Here is an 18,379-nt window from a genome sequence, read left to right on the forward strand (position 1 = left end):
CTCGGGGAACCGCTCGGATCAGGCGCCTCCGTTGCCCTCGGCTCGCTAAGGTGACCTGCGGAGGCGAACATGACGACCTGGTGGCCCATCGCGCGGCTCGTGGCAGCGGCGCTCATCCTCGCGGCGATCCTCGCCCAGCTGCAGCGCACCCTCGAGATCGCGCTGCGCGCCGAGACGCCGTGGGCCTCGCACCTGCCCACCGTGATCACCAACTTCTTCAGCTTCTTCACCATCCTGTCCAACCTGTCGGCCGTGCTCGCGCTGTTCATCGCCGTCGTCTGGGCGTGGACGGCGGGACGGGATGCCGTCGCCGAACCGCGGTGGCTGGCGATGCTGCTCGTGTGCGCGAGCACCTACATGATCATCACCGGGGTCGTCTACAACACGCTGCTGCGCGGCATCGAGCTGCCGCAGGGCCAGACCGTGCCATGGTCGAACGAGGTGCTGCACCTCATCGGCCCGCTCTTCCTGCTGCTGGACGTGCTCGTCGCCCCGCGGCGCCGCGCCCTCCCGTGGGCGACGGTGCTGGCCGCGGCGGTCTTCCCGATCGTGTGGGCGGTGTACACCCTGGTGCGGGCGAACATGATCGTCTCGCCGGGCACCGGCAACCCGTACTGGTACCCGTATCCGTTCCTCGACCCGCACCAGCCCGGCGGGTACGCCATCGTGGCCGTGTACGTCGTCGGCATCGCGGCCGTGATCATCGGTGTGAGCGCGGCTGTGGTGTGGGCGGGCCGCCGACGCGCGCAGCGGGTCGGCGACGTCGACGAGCCTCTCGCCCTAGTGGATCGGGAATGACCGAGAACCTGCTCGGCTCGCTGTTCGGCGACGTCCCGCCTCTGCGCCGGGACGCGCGCCGCAGCCTGGTGGCGGCTCCGCTCCCCGCGGCGGCGCCGGTCGCTCACGCCCCGGCGGCCCGCCCGCAGGGTGCGCTCGCCCCCACCCGGCTTCTGTTCGCGGGCGTCGCCGCGGCCGTGGCCGCCGTGGTCGCCATTTCGGGCGGCATCCTGCTCGGTGGCGGCGGTGACGACCCGACGTCAGCCGCGTTCACCGTAGAGTCGCGAGAAGCGGATGCCGCCGAGCCGGCGCCGTGCGCGGGTGCGCGCGCCGGTGAGGGCGGAGGTCTGTCCGGTCTCGCCCGCTGTCGGGGCGTCGCGGAGCCGGCGGCGACGGATGCTCCACGGCCCGCGGAGACGATGTCTCCGGTGGGTACGAGTCCGCATGCCGAGGCGCCGAAGTCCGGAGAGACCCGCGCGCCGGCGCCCCTGCCGGAGGCCCCCGGCGCGGAGGGTCAAGGCGCGGAGGGTCAAGGCGCGGAAGGCCCGGGCGCCCAGCACCCGCCGGCGACCCCGCCACCTGGGCCGGGCGCGCCGGCACCGGAGACCCCGGCACCGAGGCGGCCGGCCCCGCCGCCCGCACCGGACCCGCTGCACTTCCTGGGGCTCAGCGAGAACCACACGGTCGGGCTGCTCGGCATCCGCGTGCTCGGCGGCTACACGCTCACGGTCAGCGGAGAGCCGGGCGCGACGGCATCCGTCAGTTACGGCGGCGAGCCTGCCGGGTCGCTGACGTTCGACGCCACCGGCCGCGGGTCGATCACGTTCGGACGCTCGCTCGTCGACCTGGGGCTCGACAACCCGATGATCCGGGTGGCCTACTCCGACGGCACCGCAGGCGCGGCTATCCAGGCTCGCCGCGACGACATCTGAGCGCTCCCGTTGGCGCACTGCGTCCCGAGTGCACGGCGGTGCAGTCGGGACCGGCCCCGGTCACTCCTGGCGGCGGTCAGCGCCCGGGCGTGAACCGGATCGGGAAGCGCACCGGCCCGGTGTTGCCCGACACGGGCAACCACTCGCCGGTGCCGTCAGGCTCGGCATCCGGCATCCGCTGGGCGAGCAGCGGCAGCGCGACCGACATGTCGGTGCGGGCGACGAAGTGGCCGAGGCAGTGGTGGATGCCGCCGCCGAAGCCGGAGTGCAGCGGGCGATCCTCGACGCGCAGGTCGAATCCGGGCTCGTCGCCCATCTTCGCCGGATCCGTGCCGATCGCGTGCGACAGCACCTGCACGATGCCGCCCTTGGGGATGTGCAGGCCGTTGAGATCCACGTCCTCGAGCGCCTCCCGGGTCACCCAGGTCACCGTCGGGTTCACGCGCATGACCTCCTCGACGGCCCGCCCGCCAAGCTCCGGTCGCTCGGCCAGCAGCGCCCACTGATCGGGATGCGCGAGGAAGGTCTGCAGCGCGAGGCCGAGCTGGTTGCGGGTGGTCTCCATGCCGGCGAACGCGAGGAACACCAGCGCGACGCTGAGCTCGCGGCGGCTGAGGGCGTCGCCGTCCTCGTGCGCCTGCACCAGCGTGGTGACCAGATCGTCCCGCGGGTGCGCGATGCGGTCGGCGATGACCTCTTCGATGTAGCCGGTGAGCCCCTCGAGGGCTGCCTCGATGCGGGGCAGGTCGTCACGGACCCGGATGCCGAAGGACTTTCCGAGATCGTCCGCCCAGTGCGCCACCTGCGGCCACTCGTCATCGGGCAGCCCGAGCAGGTAGCAGAGGATGCGGGACGCGTACGGCTCGGCGAACTCCGAGACGAACTCGACGCGGCCGCGCGGTGCGAAGGCGTCGATGAGCTCGTTGGCGAGCGCCTGGAACCGTGGGCGCATGGCCTCGATGGTCTTGTTGCGGAACGCCGGGCCGAGGAGCTTCCGCAGCCGCAGGTGGTCGGCACCCTCCAGGCTCAGCAGCGTCTCACCCCACCACTGCTGCCACGGCCCGTCGTGGATGCCGTTCTGTGCCGGCCAGCGCGCGTTGCCCTGCTGGAAGCGCCGATCCTTGAGCAGCGCCGTGCCCTCCTCGTAGCGCAGCACCGCCCAGCCGTACGGCGTCTCCGCGTACCAGCTGGTGTCGCGGGCCTCGTGCACGACGTCGGAGTTCACGTCGAAGGCGGTGTCGGCGAGGTCGAGGAACGGCACTGTCCGGCTCATGCCGCGATTCTAGGGGCGGACGGTGCGGTCGCAGGTCCCCGTGACGGCGCCCGCGACGTCGTTGCCGCCGCCACCGGCCTGGACGCCGGCGGCGCAGCGCAGGTCGGCGCCGATCGTGGTGTCCACCACGGTCGCGCCGTGTCCGCCGTCGATCGCGAGGGTGCCCGCGATCGTCGAGACCTTCACGACCGAGCCGCCCCGCGGGTCGAGCGTGAGGTCGCCCCCGAAGGAACCGTCGATGACGACCGCCTCCTCGGCGCCGCTGATCTCGACCGTCCCGTCGAACGACCCGCCGACCAGCTTGACGACCCGGTACGAGGTGAAGCGGAGATCGTCCGCCGCCGTGACGCCCTCGAGCACGCACGCCTCGCCCTCGCCGCGAGAGGACTCGGCGCAGAGCACGTCGGCCGCCGCCACCGGGTCGACGGATGCCGGGGAGGCGGGCGCCGCCGCCGGAGACGACTCACGGGTCCCACCCGTACCGGCGCCGCCGCCCGAGGAGGGCGCGCAGCCCGCGAGGACGGCGGCGGCGAGAACGGCGAGAAGCATGGCGCTGGTGTGACGAGGCATCCGACCATCCTCTCCCGACGGTGCGGCGGACGACGATTCGGAGCGACTCCGGGTGGGGAGCGCTCCCCAGCCGTACGCACGCGTGCGACGGTTACCCTGTACCCGGGGGACACCTATCGTCGCCGGTCCCCCGGTTCGCGAGGAGAGTGCCGATGACCGACTTCCCTGTGCCTGCGCCCGCCGCGGCCTCACCGCCTCCTCCCCCGGCGCCCACGCGTCCCTCGACCCCCACGAGCGCCCCTGCGCCGACGAGCGCCGGATCCCGGCATCCCGCCCCGACGCAGGCGGAGCTGACCCGCGCGCACGAGATCCTCAAGATCATCACCGACTCGTACGCGGTGAAGATGGTCGGGCAGGACCGGTTGCGCACCAGCCTGCTCGTCGCCCTCACCGCGGGCGGGCACATCCTGCTGGAGAGCGTGCCGGGACTGGCGAAGACGACGGCCGCCTCCACCCTCGCCGACACGGTCAAGGCCAAGTTCAAGCGCATCCAGTGCACCCCCGACCTGCTGCCCAGCGACATCACCGGCAACCAGATCTACGACGCCTCGTCCGGCACGTTCCGCACGGTGCTCGGCCCGGTGCACGCGAACTTCGTGCTGCTCGATGAGATCAACCGCTCCAGCGCCAAGACGCAGAGCGCCATGCTCGAGGCGATGCAGGAGCACCAGACCACCATCGGCGGGGAGGTCCACCCGCTTCCCAAGCCGTTCCTGGTGATCGCCACCCAGAACCCGATCGAGCAGGAGGGCACCTACGAGCTGCCCGAGGCGCAGATGGACCGCTTCCTGCTGAAGGAGATCGTCGAGTACCCGAGCCCGGCCGAGGAGTTCGAGATCCTGAACCGGATCGACTCCGGCGTGCTCGACCCCGACCGGCACGTCCCGGGCGCGATCAGCCTCGACGACGTCGAGGAGCTGCAGGACATCGCGTCGCGCATCTACGTCGACCCCGCGATCCGCAACTACATCGTGCAGCTCGCCTACGTCACCCGGAATCCGGGTCCGTACATCGGCGAGGAGCGCGCCCGGTTCATCAAGTACGGCGCCAGCCCCCGCGCCAGCATCGCATTCCTGCAGGCGTCGCGCGCCCTCGCGCTGCTCAACGGCCGCGCGCACGTGCTGCCGGAGGACGTCCGCGCCCTCCGCCACCTCGTGCTGCGGCACCGCGTGCTGCTCACCTTCGAAGCGGATGCCGAAGGCGTGCGCAGCGAGGAGATCATCGACCAGATCTTCGCCTCGGTCCCCACGCCCTGACCCTTCGACAGGCTCAGGGCCCTTCGACAAGCTCAGGGACCTAACCAGGACAACGAATGCCGATGCTGATCACCCAGGTGAAGAGCAAGCTCTTCATCCGCTCATCGCAGAAGTCGATGCACGCGCTGGACGGCGCGTACGCCTCGCTGCTGCGCGGGCGCAGCCTCGACTTCGAAGACCTCCGGCCCTACGAGTACGGCGACCAGGTACGCGACATCGACTGGCGTGCGACCGCCAAACAGGGCGCTCCCCTGGTCAAGCGCACCCGCGCCACGCGGATGCACACCATCCTGTTCGTGGTGGATTCCGGCCGCGGCATGAACGCCCTCGCCGAGGACGAGCGCCCGAAGCGCGAGCTCTCGGTGCTCGTCACCGGTGCGCTCGGGTTCCTCACCGTGCGGCACGGCGACGACTTCTCCATCGTGTACGGCGACGCGTCCGGCATCCGGCGTCTCGCACCTGGGCGCAGCGAGGGCGCCCTCGAGCACGGCCTGCGGGCCATCGAGAAGGCGACCCGCGAGAGCACGGCGCCGAGCGACCGCGACGGACTGCTGCGCTACGTCGCCCGGCACATCGCCCGCCGCATGATCGTCGTCGTGGTCACCGACGAGGCGCCCATCACCGACGAGACCGAACGGCTGCTGCGACGCCTCGATGTGCAGCACGACCTGCTCTGGATGACCCTGCGCGACGCGCCGCCGGTGCTTCCCGCCGGCCGCCCGGCCGCCCGCCGCCGCGACGTGGACAGCAGCTGGGCGGTGCCGGACTTCGTGCACGGCGACCCCGACGTCACCGCCGAGCTGGCCGCCAGGGAGGCGGCCGACACGGCGCACCGGCACGAAGTGCTGCGCGGGATGGAGATCACGCACACCGAGATCGGCGGGCAGGATGCCGCTGTGCCGGCCCTGCTCACCATGCTCAACAGGAGGTCGCATGCCCGCCGCTGACGAGCTGTATCCCCCGGTGCAGTACGGCTGGGGATGGGTGGCGCTCGCGCTCGGCGTCCTCGTGCTGCTGGCCGCCGCCGCCTGGCTGGTGATCGCCCTCACCCGACCTCGGCGGACCATAACGCTCGCCGGCGCCCCCGCGTATACGCCCCTCACGGCCGATGTCCTCAGCCGGCTGCGCACCGAGTACCTGACCGACGTGCAGCGCGTCGAGGACGCATACCGTGCCGGGAATATGGACCCGCGACGCGCCAATCTCGAGCTCAGCCGTCTGGTGCGCCGGTTCGTGAACGAGTACTCCGGCCTCGAGGCGCCGGTGCTCGCGCTCGACGACCTGATCGCCCGCGGCGTCGACCCCGCGCTCATCGACGCCATCCGCCGGCACTACTACCCGAGCATCTTCCAGCGCGGCCCGGCCATCGACCCCGTCTACGGCGCCGAGGCGGCGCGCAGGGTGGTGACGACGTGGCACTGAACCAGTGGTGGATGCTGCTCGTGGCCGCCGGCGTGCTGGTCGTCGCGATCGGTCTCGGCGTGCTGCTGGGCCTGCGCAGCCATCGCCGCACCGACCCCGGTCAGGCGGCCCTGGTGTCGCGTGCCGAGCGGCTGCGCACACTCCCGTCGTTCCGGTCGTCGGTGCGGCGACGCATGGCGATGCTCGGAGGCATCCTCGCGCTCGGCGCGGTGGGGGTGCTGCTCGGCGGCGTCGTCGCGGCTCGCCCGATGGCGCCGAAGACCATCCAACCCATCGACACCAGCCGGGACATCATGCTGTGCCTGGACGTGTCCGGCTCGATGTCGGACGTCGACGTCGAGGTGCTGGACGTGTTCCTCGAGCTGCTCGAGGGCTTCGAGGGCGAGCGGATCGGCCTGACGATCTTCAACAGCTCGCCGGTGCAGGTGTTCCCGCTCACCGACGACTACGCGTTCGTGAAGGAGCAGCTCAGCCGCGTGCGCGAGAGCTTCGACTACACCAGCGAGACCCCCGAGCACTGGGTCGGCACACTCAACGGCCCCGGGGCGTCGCTGATCGGCGACGGCCTGGCGGCGTGCACCCTGCGCTTCGACCACGCCGACGACGAGCGCAGCCGCTCGGTGATCCTGGCCACCGACAACGAGCTCGCCGGCGCGTCGATCCTCACCGTCGAGGAGGCGGCCCAGTACGCGACGGCGAAGGAAGTGCGCGTCTACGCCATCAACCCGGTGCAGGGCAAGGACGCCCAGGTCAGCGCCGAGCTGACGAACGCGGCCGAGCTCACCGGCGGGCAGTCCTACGCCCTGCGCGACACCACGACGGTCGGCGACATCATCGCCGAGATCCAGAAGCAGGAGGCCACGGCCCTCAAAGGTCAGGCGCAGGTGATCCGGGTCGACGACCCCGACCTGTGGATCGCCGCGATGCTGGCGGGCGTGCTCGGCTTCCTGGTGCTGCTGTGGAGGGTGCGCGCATGATTCTGCACCCCGTCCTGCATCCGCTGCTGCTGGTGCTGCTGTGCGCGCCGCTCGCCTACCTCGCGGCACGAGGTCTCATCCGACGCCCGGCAGCGGGGAGCGGTCAGGCGCCGCGCTGGATCTGGGCGGTGCGCCTGGCGATGGTGCTCGTCGTGTTCGGGATGCTGCTGCGCCCCGGCATCCCTGGCGGCACCGCACAGACCCTCGCGACCGACACCGACATCGTGCTCGTCATCGACACCACCGCCAGCATCGTCGCGGAGGACTGGGACGGCGACCGCCCGCGCCTGGACGGCGTCCGCGCCGACGCGCAGTCGATCGTCGACGAATACCCGGGGGCGCGTTTCTCGCTCATCACCTTCGACGCGGCGGCCCAGCAGCGTCTGCCGCTGACGACGGATGCCACCGCGCTGATGTCGTCGCTCGACGTGCTGCGCCCCGAAGTGACCGATCAATCCCGCGGCAGCTCGATCGGGATCGCGAACCGGATGCTGGCCGAGACGCTCTCGGCCGCCGCGCAGTCCGCGCCGGAACGCAGCCGGATGGTGTTCTACTTCGGCGACGGGGAGCAGACGGCGTCCACCGAGCCGGAATCCTTCTCGTCCAGCGCGAAGTACGTCGACGGCGGCGCGGTGCTCGGGTACGGCACCACCGAGGGCGGCCCGATGAAGAAGACCACCGGGCGGCTCTCGACGGGCTCGGGTGCCCAGGCCGAGGACGAGTACATCCAGTACCAGGGCGAGCCGGCGCTGTCGGTGCGCGACGAGGACAACCTGCGGCGCATCTCCGAGCAGCTCGGGGTGCCGTACCAGGCCCGCTCGGCCGACGCAGAGATCGCGCTGCCGGAGGCCCCGACCAGCACGACCGACTATTCGGTCTCGGGCGAGGTCGGCAACGTGATCGAGCTGTACTGGATCCTCGCGCTGGCGCTGATCGGTCTCATCGCGGTCGAGTTGGTGCGCGCCACCCAGCAGGTGGTCGGCCTGCGCGGGCTGACCGCGCCCGCTCCCGCTCCCGCTCCCGCTCCCAGGAAGGGAGACGCGCGATGACCCTCGTCGTCGAGCAGCCGACCGCGCCGACGCAGGCGGATGCCGCAGCGGCACTCCTCGCCGCGAACCGGCGTCGCCGCCGGGTGCGGCGGTGGATCGCGATCGGCACCCTGCCGCTGACGCTGGCCGCCCTGTTCTTCGTGGCCAAGGTGCTCAGCATGTACGCGTTCGCCCACCACTCGATCAGCTCGTTCATCGTCGGCGGCTATGCGGAGTCGGAGGCGGCCGCCCGAGGGCAGGACTGGCTGAACTGGTTCGAGCAGTTCAAGGCGCCGTACAACATCGGCACCGCGCTGGCCGGAGGGGACTCGCTGCCGCAGGCCCGGTCCGAACTGGAGGAGGCGCTGCCTCTCGCCCAGGGCCTGGAGGTCTGCTACGTCCGCATCAACCTGTCGCTGGTGATGGAGCGGATGGGTGATGCGGCGCAGGCCGATGGCCGCGCCGCCGCAGCGGCCGAGCTGTACGGCGAGGCCCTGCAGATGACCGTGGAGACTCCCGAGGAGTGCAGCAGCGAATCCGCCCAGGAGCGATCGCCCGACCCGAACCGGAACATGAGCGACACCCTCGAGCAGAACGAGCAACGCCAGCAGGAGAAGCAGCAGAACAGCCAGCAGCAGCAGAACCCGGACCAGGGCGGCGGTGAGCAGCCGCAGGAGTCCGAGGAGCCGCAGCCGTCGCAGGAGGACCTCGACGACATCGAGGACCGGCTCAACCAGGGCGCCCAGGAGCGCGAGGACCAGCTCGACGGCGACCAGGGCGACGGCGGGGGCGGCGGGACGGACAAGCCATGGTAGAGAAGCAGCGCACGAAGTACGTGGGCGGCTCCGAGGGGGCGCCGCCGCTGCCCCCGCCCGGCGGATATCACGGGGCGCGGCGGGTCGCCGCATCCCTGGACGCCGCAGCGGGCCTGCCCACGGCACCCGGCGCGACGGCATCCGGCTCGGTGACCTACACCGACCCCCAGGTGGGCGAGCGGGGGACGAACACGATCGGGCTCGCGGCGATCATCGTCACCGTCCTGTTCACCATCGCGCTGCTGATCATGATGGGTGCCGGCGGCACCGACGCACTGTACGGTCCGACCCTGCTCGTGGTGCAGCTGGTCGTCGTCGGAGTGATCGTCGCTGCCCTGCTCACCCGGCGCGGGCGGATGCTGGGGGCGATCTCCCTCGCGGTGACGCTGGTGCTCAACGTGGCCACCGTCGGCGCGCTCGGCACGCTGGTGTCGGCCGCGACGCACGACTACGACGGCACGAAGAGCGAGGAGCAGCGGCACGAGCAGGCGTATCCCGGCATCAAGGGCGTTTCGGAGGGGCAGATCCTCGACCAGCCGTCGCTGGAGAGCGTGCAGGCCGAGGGCGATGCGCTGATGGCGGCGATCCGCGACCGGCTGTCGGACGAGTTCGGGTACACGTGGGTGCAGAGCAGCGAGGTCGACGTCAGCCCTGAGCGCAACGGCTACGGCGGCGAGTCGATGCTGAAGCGGTACACGTCCACATCGTGGACCACCGAGCAGCCCGTGCAGGACAACGATCGCAAGCGCGCGGTGATGGCGGTCATCAGCGAGGTGCTGGTCGAGCGCGGGATGTACGAGCTGTACGCACTGAATCAGCGCGGCACCGGCATCTCCGACGACATGATCGCGAAGCTGTACGGGTCGGCCGACGAGGAACGCCAGCACACCTGGGAGTACTACAGCGACACCTACCCCGACCCCCTGCGGTTCTACGCGAACGTCTACGACCTGTCCAAGGACACCACCGGCGACTTCCGCATCCAGCGGCAGGCACTGGCGGATCAGACCGGCGAGCCGCTCGAGGGCGTGCAGCTGACCATCTTCGGCCGGCAGCTGCTGAGCGAGAAGGACCGCGCGGAGTTCGAGGAGCGGATGCAGGAGTACCCCGGGTTCTAGGGGGCGTCTGCCACTCGAATGGTATTCTGATGGTATGAAGACCACCATGGACAAGGCCGGCCGGATCGTCATCCCGGCTGCCATCCGTGAGAAGGTCGGGCTCGTCCCCGGCCCGGTCGACGTGGTGATGGACGGAACGGGCGTGCGCATCGAGGCCGAGGCGACGGGCCGGTTCGTGGAGCAGGACGGCAGGCTCGTTCTGCCGGCAACCGGCAGCGCCCTGACCGACGACGACGTCCGCGAGTTGCGTCTTGCCGACCAGCGCTGATCTGCTGCTCGACACGAGCGCGGCGGTCGCCCTGCTCGCCGCGGATCACGCCGCACACGCGGTCATGCGCGAGGCCTGCGCCGGTCTGGTGCTCGGGCTCGCCGGCCACGCCCTGGTGGAGACGTACTCAGTGCTGACCAGGCTGCCCCGCCCCGATCGCGTGAGCGCCGCGGAAGCGGCGCGCGCGATCACCACTGAGTTCCCCCGCTCCGTGGCGCTTCCCGAGACTCTGGCGCTCAGTGCTGTCGCCGACCTCGCAGCTGCCGGCATAGCGGGGGGCTCCGTCTACGACGGGTTGGTCGGGCTCGCCGCCGGCCACGCCGGCATTCCGCTGATGACGCGCGACCGCCGGGCGCTCGGCACCTACGCCGCGCTCGGCGTGGACGTGCGACTGGTCTGAGCGTCACGCGCCACGGGCGGCCGCGGCCCCGCCGATAGACTGGAACGCATGTCCAAGGTCCTCCAGTCCCTCCCCGTCGGCGAGCGCGTCGGCATCGCGTTCTCCGGTGGTCTCGACACCTCCGTCGCCGTCGCGTGGATGCGCGATAAGGGGGCGGTGCCGTACACCTACACCGGCGACCTCGGGCAGTACGACGAGGACGACATCGCCTCGATCCCGGGCCGCGCGCTGGAGTACGGCGCCGAGACCTCGCGCCTGATCGACTGCAAGACGGCGCTGGTCGAGGAGGGCTTCGTCGCCCTGTCCTGCGGCGCCTTCCACATCCGCTCCGGCGGCAAGACGTACTTCAACACCACCCCGCTGGGCCGCGCCGTCACGGGCACGCTGCTGGTGCGCGCCATGCGCGAGGACGGCGTCGACATCTGGGGCGACGGCTCGACCTACAAGGGCAACGACATCGAGCGGTTCTACCGCTACGGCCTGCTCGCCAACCCTCGGCTGCGGATCTACAAGCCCTGGCTCGACGCCGACTTCGTCACCGAGCTGGGCGGGCGCAAGGAGATGAGCGAGTGGCTCGTCGCGCACGGCTTCCCGTACCGCGACTCGGCCGAGAAGGCGTACTCGACGGATGCCAACATCTGGGGCGCCACGCACGAGGCGAAGACCCTGGAGCACCTGGACGTCTCGCTGGAGACCGTCGACCCGATCATGGGCGTGAAGTTCTGGGACCCGTCCGTGGCCATCGACGCCGAGGACGTCACCGTCACCTTCGACGGCGGCCGCCCCGTGGCGATCAACGGCACGGAGTTCTCCGACCCGGTCGCGCTCGTGCAGGAGGCGAACGCGATCGGCGGCCGGCACGGCCTGGGCATGAGCGACCAGATCGAGAACCGCATCATCGAGGCGAAGTCGCGCGGCATCTACGAGGCCCCGGGCATGGCGCTGCTGTTCATCGCCTACGAGCGCCTCGTCAACGGCATCCTGAACGAGGACACCCTCGCCACCTACCACGAGCAGGGCCGGCGCCTGGGCCGCCTGATGTACGAGGGCCGCTGGCTGGAGCCGCAGTCCCTGATGCTGCGCGAGTCGATCCAGCGCTGGGTCGGATCCACCATCTCGGGCTCGGTCACCATCCGCCTGCGTCGCGGCGACGACTGGACGATCCTCGACACCGTGTCGCCGAACCTGTCGTACGCCCCCGAGAAGCTGTCGATGGAGCGCGTCGGCGACGCGGCCTTCGGCCCGGTCGACCGCATCGGCCAGCTCACCATGCGCAACCTCGACATCGCCGACTCCCGCTCGCGACTGGAGCAGTACGCCGGTCTCGGCCTGGTCGGCGGCGCCACCGGCGAGCTCGTGGGTCGGGTCACCGCCGGCGAGGCGGGCGAGATCACCGAGGCGGTGCACGGCTCGGTCTCCGAGGCCGACGAGGCGCTGACGGATGCCGTCGACTCGGCCTCCGAGGGCGCGGCGTTCGACTCCGGCACGGACTGACGGCCGCCGGCCCCAGTTCACATCGGGGCCGACACCCGACATTCGCGTTCACAACTCAGGAACGATCGGCGATTCCAGGCCGAAAGCGCCGGATTCCGGGCACCTTGCCCCCGGTTGTTCCTGAGTTGTGAACGATCGCGCCTCGGAGCCTGCGAGTTGCCTGAATTATCTTGCACACTAGTGTGCAGGATAGCTACGCTGGTGGCATGACCACCCGTGCTCCCCGCCGCGACGGGCTCGAGAACCGCTCCGGCATCCTGGATGCCGCCCGCGCCGCGCTCGCCCTCGACCCGCACGCCTCGGTGGACGCCATCGCCCGCACCGCAGGCCTGTCGCGACGCACCCTGTACGGGCACTTCGACGACCGCGACGCCCTGATCCGCGAACTGATCGCCACCGGCGCGCAGCGGTTCAACGTCATCGCGGCGTCGGTGAGCGACACCGACAGCCGACTCGCGCTCGCCCGCCTCGCCGCTCGACTGTGGCGCGAGGCTGCGCACGTGCAGGTCGCGGCGGCGCTGGCTCTCGACGACGCGCACGTCGCTCAGACCGCCGAGGCGCTCGCACCGCTGCGCCGCACCGTGGCCGCGCTGGTCACGCGCGGTCAGGGCAACGGCTCGTTCCGTACCGACCTCGCCGCGCCGACGCTCGCGCGGCTGATCGAAGAGGTCTCGCGCACCGTGGTCTCGCGCACCGACGCGTCCTCCCCTGCCGCGGCCGACATCGCGGTGCGCACGGTGCTGAGCATCGCCGGCATGTCCTGGCGCGAAGCGGACGCACTGCTGCGCGAGCACCCCGATGTGCTCGCCGAGGACGGCGACCCGGAATGAGAGTCGTCCTGGAAGGCGTCAGCAAGGGCCGTCGAGGGCAGGCGCTGCCCGGGACGACCCTCGAGTTCGAGACCGGACGCGCGCACTTCGCGCACTGCGAGACCGAGCAACGCCCCACCGTCCTCGGCCTCATCGCGTCCGGACGGATGAAGCCGGACACCGGGCGGGTGACGATCGACGACGACGCGGATGCCAGGCGGCTCCGCCGCAGCGTCGCGCTCGTGGATGCACCGGACGTCAGCGATCCGCACCCCGGTGTCACGCTCGCGGCGGTCGTCGGCGAGGAGCTGATGTTCGCGGGCCGACCGGCCACACCGCTCCACGCGCGTCGCTGGCTGCGGAACCTGGGCTACGACGAACTCGCAAGCGCCCCGTTCGGCACCGTCGACCCCGCCGCTCGGGTGCGGATCCTCTGCGAGCTCGCGGTGCTGCGCAGGGGCGTCGAAGGCCTCGTGATCGTCCACCCCGACCGGCACGGCGGCGGCCCGGACGGCTGGACCCGCATCGCCCAGGAGTTCGCCGACCGCGGCTTCGCCGTGCTGGTGATCGTCGGCGGCTCCGCCGCGGCTGCGATCGAGCGGATGCCGGACCTGCATGCCCTGGAGGAGGCGATCCCTCGATGAAGGTGCCCTCGATGATCGCGGCGGAGCTGCGCCGACTCACCGCCAGCCCGATGGCGGTGGTGGCGCTCATCGCCCTGATGTGTGTGCCCATCCTGTACGGCGGGCTCTACCTGTGGGCGAACCAGGACCCGTACGGCAAGTTCGCCGAGGTTCCCGTCGCGCTGGTCGTCGACGACGAGGGCGCCACGACCGGCGCGGCCACCGGTGGCACCGCCGAACGCGTGAACTACGGACACGACGTCGCCGACGAGCTGATCGAAGGGCACGCCTTCGACTGGAAGGTGATGAGCTCGGCCGAGGCCGCGCGCGCTCTGCAGGACGGCAGGGTCGACTTCACGGTGCGGATCCCCGCGGACTTCTCCGAGGCGCTCGTCTCGGCTTCCGGCGCCGACCCGCGCCGCGCTCTGCTCGAGCTGGAGACCAACGACGCCAACAACTACCTGGCATCGTCCATCGGTACGCAGGCGGTCGAGAAGATCCGCAGCTCCGTGTCGGAGATGGTGAGCGACACCGCCGCGGAAACGTTGCTGACTGCACTCAGCGACGTGCGCGACAAGCTCGGCGAAGCCGCCGCAGGGGCCACGCAGCTCACCGATGGCGCCGGCACGGCGGCATCCGGCAGCTCGGAACTCGCGTACGGCAACACGCGACTGGCATCCGGCACGGCGCAGCTGGCCGACGGCGCCCGTCGGCTCGCCGACGGTGCCCGCCAGGTGCGCGACGGCAACGCCGAGCTCGCGCAGGCGGCGGATCGGGCCGGCTCGGCCGTGCAGAGCGCCACCGACGCGCTGCCGCAGGTGCGCGCGGACCTCGCCGCCCGCATGGCCGACCAAGGCCTCGGTCAGGAGCAGATCGACCGGGTGCTCGACGGTCTCGACCCGCTCGGTGACCGCCTCCGCGACGGCAACACCGCCGTGCAGGATGCCGTCGAGAAGGTCGACCAGCTGGCTGCGGGAGCCGCGAGCGTGGCATCCGGCGCCGAGACGCTCGCCGTAGGCACCGGCACCGCCGCCGATGGCGCCGCCTCCGCCCGCGACGGCGCCATCGCGCTGCGCGACGGGCTGGCGACACTGCATGACGGCACGGCCTCGCTGCGCGATGCCCTGGCGTCGGGACAGCAGCAGATCCCTCCGTCGACTGCAGACCTGCGCTCCGCACAGGCATCGGTGATCTCCGACCCGGTCACCGTCTCCGCCGAGAAGGTGGCGTCGGCCGAGCACTATGGCGCGGGGCTCGCCCCATTCTTCGCGGCGCTGGCGGCCTGGATCGGCATCTATGCACTGTTCCTCATCGTCAAGCCGATCTCGCGTCGCGCCGTCACCGCACTCCACTCGCCGTTGCGGATCACCCTCGCCGGGTGGCTGACCCCCGCGCTGTTCGGCGCGCTGCAGATGGTGGGCCTGCTCGGCGTACTCGCGATCGCCCTCGGGTTCACCTTCCACAACGCGCTGGGCACTCTCGGGGTGATGATGTTCGCGTCGGCGACGTTCGCCGCTATCATCCTCGCCCTGAACGTCTGGCTCGGATCGGTCGGCCAGTTCCTCGGTCTGGTGCTGATGGTGCTGCAGCTCGTCACCGCGGGTGGGACGTTCCCATGGCAGACGCTGCCCCAGCCGCTCGCGGCGCTGCACCACGTGCTCCCGCTGGGATTCGTCGTCGACGCGATGCGCCAGCTGATGTACGCCGGAGGCGATATATCCCGCGCATGGAGCGATCTTGCAGTGCTCGGGATCTGGCTGGGCGGCGCGCTGACGCTCGCCGCCGCGGGCGTCACCCGCATGACGCACCGGCGCACGCTGCGGGACCTGCAACCGAGTCTGATCGGCTGATCCCCGCCGACCCGTGGGTGCGGATAGGATGCCAGGGCGCGCGTCGCCCGAGACGCGTGCCGGACTTCGTGGGACGGAGTCCCACCGCTCGACCGGGAGTCCTCGCTGATGACGACAGAATCCGCGGCATCGTCCGCACCCCGCCCTCCGCTCGCTGTGCGCGTCGGGCGGATGCTGTTCGTCGTCGTCGCCGCCCTGGTCGTGCTCGCCGTGACCGCTGCATTCCTGCTCACCTGGACGATCCACCGTTCGTTCCCGCAGACGTCCGGCGCGCTCGAGGTGAAGGGCCTCCAGGGCGAGGTGACCGTGCAGCGCGATGCGCGCGGCATCCCGACCATCACCGCGGAGTCGCCGCACGACCTGTTCTTCGCGCAGGGGTTCACGCATGCCCAGGACCGGTTCTTCGAGATGGACTTCCGTCGGCACGTGACCTCCGGCCGGGTCGCCGAGATGTTCGGAGAATCCCAGGTCGCGACCGACGCGTTCCTGCGCACGCTCGGGTGGCGGCAGGTGGCAGAGCAGGAGGTGGAAGCTCTCGACGAGCAGACCAGCGCGTACTACGAGGCGTACGCGGACGGGGTCAACGCTTATCTCGCCTCGCGATCGGGTGCCGACCTCTCCCTGGAATATGCCGTCATCGGCATCCAGAATCCCGACTACCGGCCCGAGCCGTGGGAACCCGCCGATTCCGTCGCGTGGCTGAAGGCGATGGCCTGGGACCTCCGCAGCAACCTCCCCGACGAGACGGCACGCGCGCAGTTGGTCGCCGCCCTCGGCGACCCCGCGGATGCCGAGACGCGCGCCCTGGTCGAGAAGGTGTATCCGGACTATCCGTTCGACAAGAACCCGGTGATCGTGCCCACCATCTCGACGGTCGACCCCGTCCCGACGGAGGGGACGGGCGCCGCCCCGGCCGCGCACACCGACGACGACAGCGACGACGAGGTCATCGCCGATGCGCTCTCCACCGTGCAGTGGCAGGAGGCGTCGGACGTCATCGAGGCCGCGAGCATGCTGCTGGAGGGAGCGGGCGAGGGCATCGGTTCGAACTCCTGGGTGGTGTCGGGCGACCTCACCGAGAGCGGCAAGCCGCTGCTCGCGAACGACCCGCACCTGGGAGCCTCGCTGCCGTCGGTCTGGTACCAGGTGCAGCTGAAGTGCGAGAAGGTGGGCGACGAGTGCCCGTTCGACGTCGGCGGCTTCTCGTTCTCCGGGCTCCCCGGCGTCGTGATCGGACACAACGATCGGATCGCGTGGGGATTCACCAACCTCACCACCGACGTCACCGACCTGTACATCGAGAAGGTCCAGGGTGACCAATACCTGCGCGACGGCGCGCTGGTTCCGCTGGCGGTGCGCACCGAGACGATCACGGTCGCCGGTGGCGACGACGTCGAGCTCGAGATTCGCTCCACGGTGCACGGGCCGATCATCTCCGAGCTGACCGGCGACATGACCGCCATCGCCGACCGCCCCGTCGTCGCGCAGGGCGAGGGCTTCGCCGATCCGGGGGCCGAGGCCGACACGGAGTACGCAGTGAGCATCCGGTGGACGGCATTGGAGCCCGGCACAACCGCCAGGGCGGTCTTCGCGCTGTCCACCGCGCAGGACTTCGACGACTTCCGTCGTGCCGCCGCCCTGTTCGACGTGCCGGCGCAGAACCTGATCTACGCCGACGTCGAGGGGAACATCGGTTACCAGGCGCCGGGGCGGCTGCCGATCCGTGGCGCGGGCAACGGTTGGGTGCCGCAGCCGGGCTGGGACAGCGCGTACGACTGGAAGGGGTTCATCCCGTTCGAGGAGCTGCCCGTGTCGTACAACCCCGACGAGGGATACATCGTCACTGCCAACAACGCGATCGTGGGCGACGACTACGAGCACTTCCTGTCGCAGGACTGGGACTACGGCTACCGTGCGGCCCGCATCGCGCACCTCATCGAACGCGAGGCCGCCGTGGCGCCGCTGACCGCGCAGGACATGCGCGACATCCAGGCCGACAACGAGATGTGGATCGGCGAGCAGCTCGCCGTGGCGCTGGACGACGTCGCCGTCGACGGAAAAGGACCGAAGGCCGCCGTCGAACTGCTGCGCACCTGGGACGCGCAGAACGACGCGGACTCTCCGGCCGCCGCTTACGCCAACGTGCTGTGGTCGAACCTCGCGCACAATCTCTTCCTCGACCGGGAGGTGCCGCTGCCAGTGGACGACCAGGGCCGCCTGTTCGCCGTCGTCGACGCTCTGCTCGACGACCCGTCCGACCCGCTCTGGACGAACGAGCGCATCGACGTGGCGGGCATGGCGGAGATGCTGGAGTTCTCCGCCGAGCAGGCGTATGAAGAACTGCGCGACCTGCAGGGCGAGGACGTGACGCGGTGGAACTGGGGATCGCTGCACGCGCTGCCGTTGCGCCACTCCACGCTCGGCTCGTCGGGGATCGCGCCGATCGAGATGCTGTTCAACCGCGGTCCGTACCCGGTCGGCGGTGGATCGTCGGTGGTGAACGCCACCGGATGGCTGCTGGGCGAGTCGTATGCCACCTCGACCGTGCCGTCGATGCGCATGGTCGTCGACCTCGACGACCTCGACGGCTCGAGCTGGAACCATGTGACCGGCGCCAGCGGGCACGCCTTCCACCCGAACTACACCGACCAGACCGAGGACTGGGCGATGGCCGTGCAGCAGCCGTGGCCGTTCTCGAAGAAGGCCGTCGGCCGGGCCACCGTGGACACCCTGCTGCTCCGTCCGGCCGGCTGACCGACCCGGCTGC

The 18,379-nt window shown here is 71.0% G+C and carries 18 protein-coding genes; 16 read left to right on the top strand and 2 right to left on the bottom strand.

Annotated elements, in window-relative coordinates; genetic code table 11:
• The first annotated feature begins 69 nt into the window (after positions 1–69).
• Together RIF65_RS12590 and RIF65_RS12595 are read left to right on the top strand one after the other, a co-directional pair.
• Positions 70–798, top strand: a complete 729-nt coding sequence (locus RIF65_RS12590) for a Pr6Pr family membrane protein (RefSeq protein WP_309064973.1) — start codon at positions 70–72, stop codon at positions 796–798.
• Positions 795–1,709, top strand: coding sequence for a hypothetical protein (locus RIF65_RS12595; RefSeq protein ID WP_309064974.1), 915 nt, complete (start codon positions 795–797; stop codon positions 1,707–1,709). The genes RIF65_RS12590 and RIF65_RS12595 overlap by 4 nt, the downstream gene beginning before the upstream one ends.
• A 76-nt stretch (positions 1,710–1,785) precedes the next feature.
• Here the strand turns inward: RIF65_RS12595 and RIF65_RS12600 are convergent, their stop codons facing one another.
• Together RIF65_RS12600 and RIF65_RS12605 are read right to left on the bottom strand one after the other, a co-directional pair.
• Positions 1,786–2,982, bottom strand: a complete 1,197-nt coding sequence (locus RIF65_RS12600) for a cytochrome P450 (protein ID WP_309064975.1) — start codon at positions 2,980–2,982, stop codon at positions 1,786–1,788.
• A gap of 9 nt (positions 2,983–2,991) precedes the next feature.
• Positions 2,992–3,552, bottom strand: coding sequence for a hypothetical protein (locus RIF65_RS12605; protein WP_309064976.1), 561 nt, complete (start codon positions 3,550–3,552; stop codon positions 2,992–2,994).
• Between the two features lie 152 nt (positions 3,553–3,704).
• Between RIF65_RS12605 and RIF65_RS12610 the strand changes: the two genes are divergently transcribed.
• The 14 genes from RIF65_RS12610 to RIF65_RS12675 all read left to right on the top strand — a co-directional run bounded on the left by RIF65_RS12610 (position 3,705) and on the right by RIF65_RS12675 (position 18,366).
• On the top strand, positions 3,705–4,808 hold the full coding sequence (locus RIF65_RS12610; RefSeq protein ID WP_309064977.1) for an AAA family ATPase: 1,104 nt from the start codon (positions 3,705–3,707) through the stop codon (positions 4,806–4,808).
• A gap of 62 nt (positions 4,809–4,870) precedes the next feature.
• Complete coding sequence (locus tag RIF65_RS12615; RefSeq protein ID WP_309064978.1) at positions 4,871–5,755, top strand: DUF58 domain-containing protein; 885 nt, start codon at positions 4,871–4,873, stop codon at positions 5,753–5,755.
• A complete protein-coding gene (locus tag RIF65_RS12620) occupies positions 5,742–6,230 on the top strand; it encodes a hypothetical protein (RefSeq protein ID WP_309064979.1) in 489 nt (162 codons plus the stop codon). Before RIF65_RS12615 ends, RIF65_RS12620 begins: the two co-directional genes overlap by 14 nt.
• The gene (locus RIF65_RS12625) at positions 6,221–7,207 is read left to right on the top strand and encodes a VWA domain-containing protein (RefSeq protein ID WP_309064980.1); all 987 of its coding nucleotides are present in this window, start codon (positions 6,221–6,223) and stop codon (positions 7,205–7,207) included. Before RIF65_RS12620 ends, RIF65_RS12625 begins: the two co-directional genes overlap by 10 nt.
• Positions 7,204–8,256: a vWA domain-containing protein gene (locus RIF65_RS12630; protein ID WP_309064981.1), complete on the top strand. Its 1,053-nt coding sequence runs from the start codon at positions 7,204–7,206 to the stop codon at positions 8,254–8,256. Before RIF65_RS12625 ends, RIF65_RS12630 begins: the two co-directional genes overlap by 4 nt.
• Positions 8,253–9,050 carry a hypothetical protein gene (locus tag RIF65_RS12635; protein WP_309064982.1) on the top strand — a complete coding sequence of 266 codons (798 nt, stop codon included), beginning with the start codon at positions 8,253–8,255 and terminating at the stop codon, positions 9,048–9,050. Before RIF65_RS12630 ends, RIF65_RS12635 begins: the two co-directional genes overlap by 4 nt.
• Complete coding sequence (locus RIF65_RS12640; protein WP_309064983.1) at positions 9,044–10,168, top strand: hypothetical protein; 1,125 nt, start codon at positions 9,044–9,046, stop codon at positions 10,166–10,168. The genes RIF65_RS12635 and RIF65_RS12640 overlap by 7 nt, the downstream gene beginning before the upstream one ends.
• Positions 10,169–10,202: 34 nt before the next feature.
• Positions 10,203–10,436, top strand: coding sequence for an AbrB/MazE/SpoVT family DNA-binding domain-containing protein (locus tag RIF65_RS12645; protein ID WP_309064984.1), 234 nt, complete (start codon positions 10,203–10,205; stop codon positions 10,434–10,436).
• Positions 10,420–10,836 carry a PIN domain-containing protein gene (locus tag RIF65_RS12650; protein ID WP_309064985.1) on the top strand — a complete coding sequence of 139 codons (417 nt, stop codon included), beginning with the start codon at positions 10,420–10,422 and terminating at the stop codon, positions 10,834–10,836. The genes RIF65_RS12645 and RIF65_RS12650 overlap by 17 nt, the downstream gene beginning before the upstream one ends.
• A 48-nt stretch (positions 10,837–10,884) precedes the next feature.
• Positions 10,885–12,330 carry an argininosuccinate synthase gene (argG, locus tag RIF65_RS12655; protein ID WP_309064986.1) on the top strand — a complete coding sequence of 482 codons (1,446 nt, stop codon included), beginning with the start codon at positions 10,885–10,887 and terminating at the stop codon, positions 12,328–12,330.
• A gap of 206 nt (positions 12,331–12,536) precedes the next feature.
• Positions 12,537–13,160, top strand: a complete 624-nt coding sequence (locus RIF65_RS12660) for a TetR/AcrR family transcriptional regulator (protein ID WP_309064987.1) — start codon at positions 12,537–12,539, stop codon at positions 13,158–13,160.
• Positions 13,157–13,783, top strand: coding sequence for a hypothetical protein (locus RIF65_RS12665; RefSeq protein ID WP_309064988.1), 627 nt, complete (start codon positions 13,157–13,159; stop codon positions 13,781–13,783). Before RIF65_RS12660 ends, RIF65_RS12665 begins: the two co-directional genes overlap by 4 nt.
• Positions 13,780–15,612, top strand: coding sequence for a YhgE/Pip family protein (locus RIF65_RS12670; RefSeq protein WP_309064989.1), 1,833 nt, complete (start codon positions 13,780–13,782; stop codon positions 15,610–15,612). The genes RIF65_RS12665 and RIF65_RS12670 overlap by 4 nt, the downstream gene beginning before the upstream one ends.
• A 108-nt stretch (positions 15,613–15,720) precedes the next feature.
• Positions 15,721–18,366, top strand: a complete 2,646-nt coding sequence (locus RIF65_RS12675; RefSeq protein ID WP_309064990.1) for a penicillin acylase family protein — start codon at positions 15,721–15,723, stop codon at positions 18,364–18,366.
• Positions 18,367–18,379: the final 13 nt, after the last annotated feature.

The organism is Microbacterium sp. (assembly GCF_031180975.1).
Classification (GTDB): Bacteria; Actinomycetota; Actinomycetes; order Actinomycetales; family Microbacteriaceae; genus Microbacterium.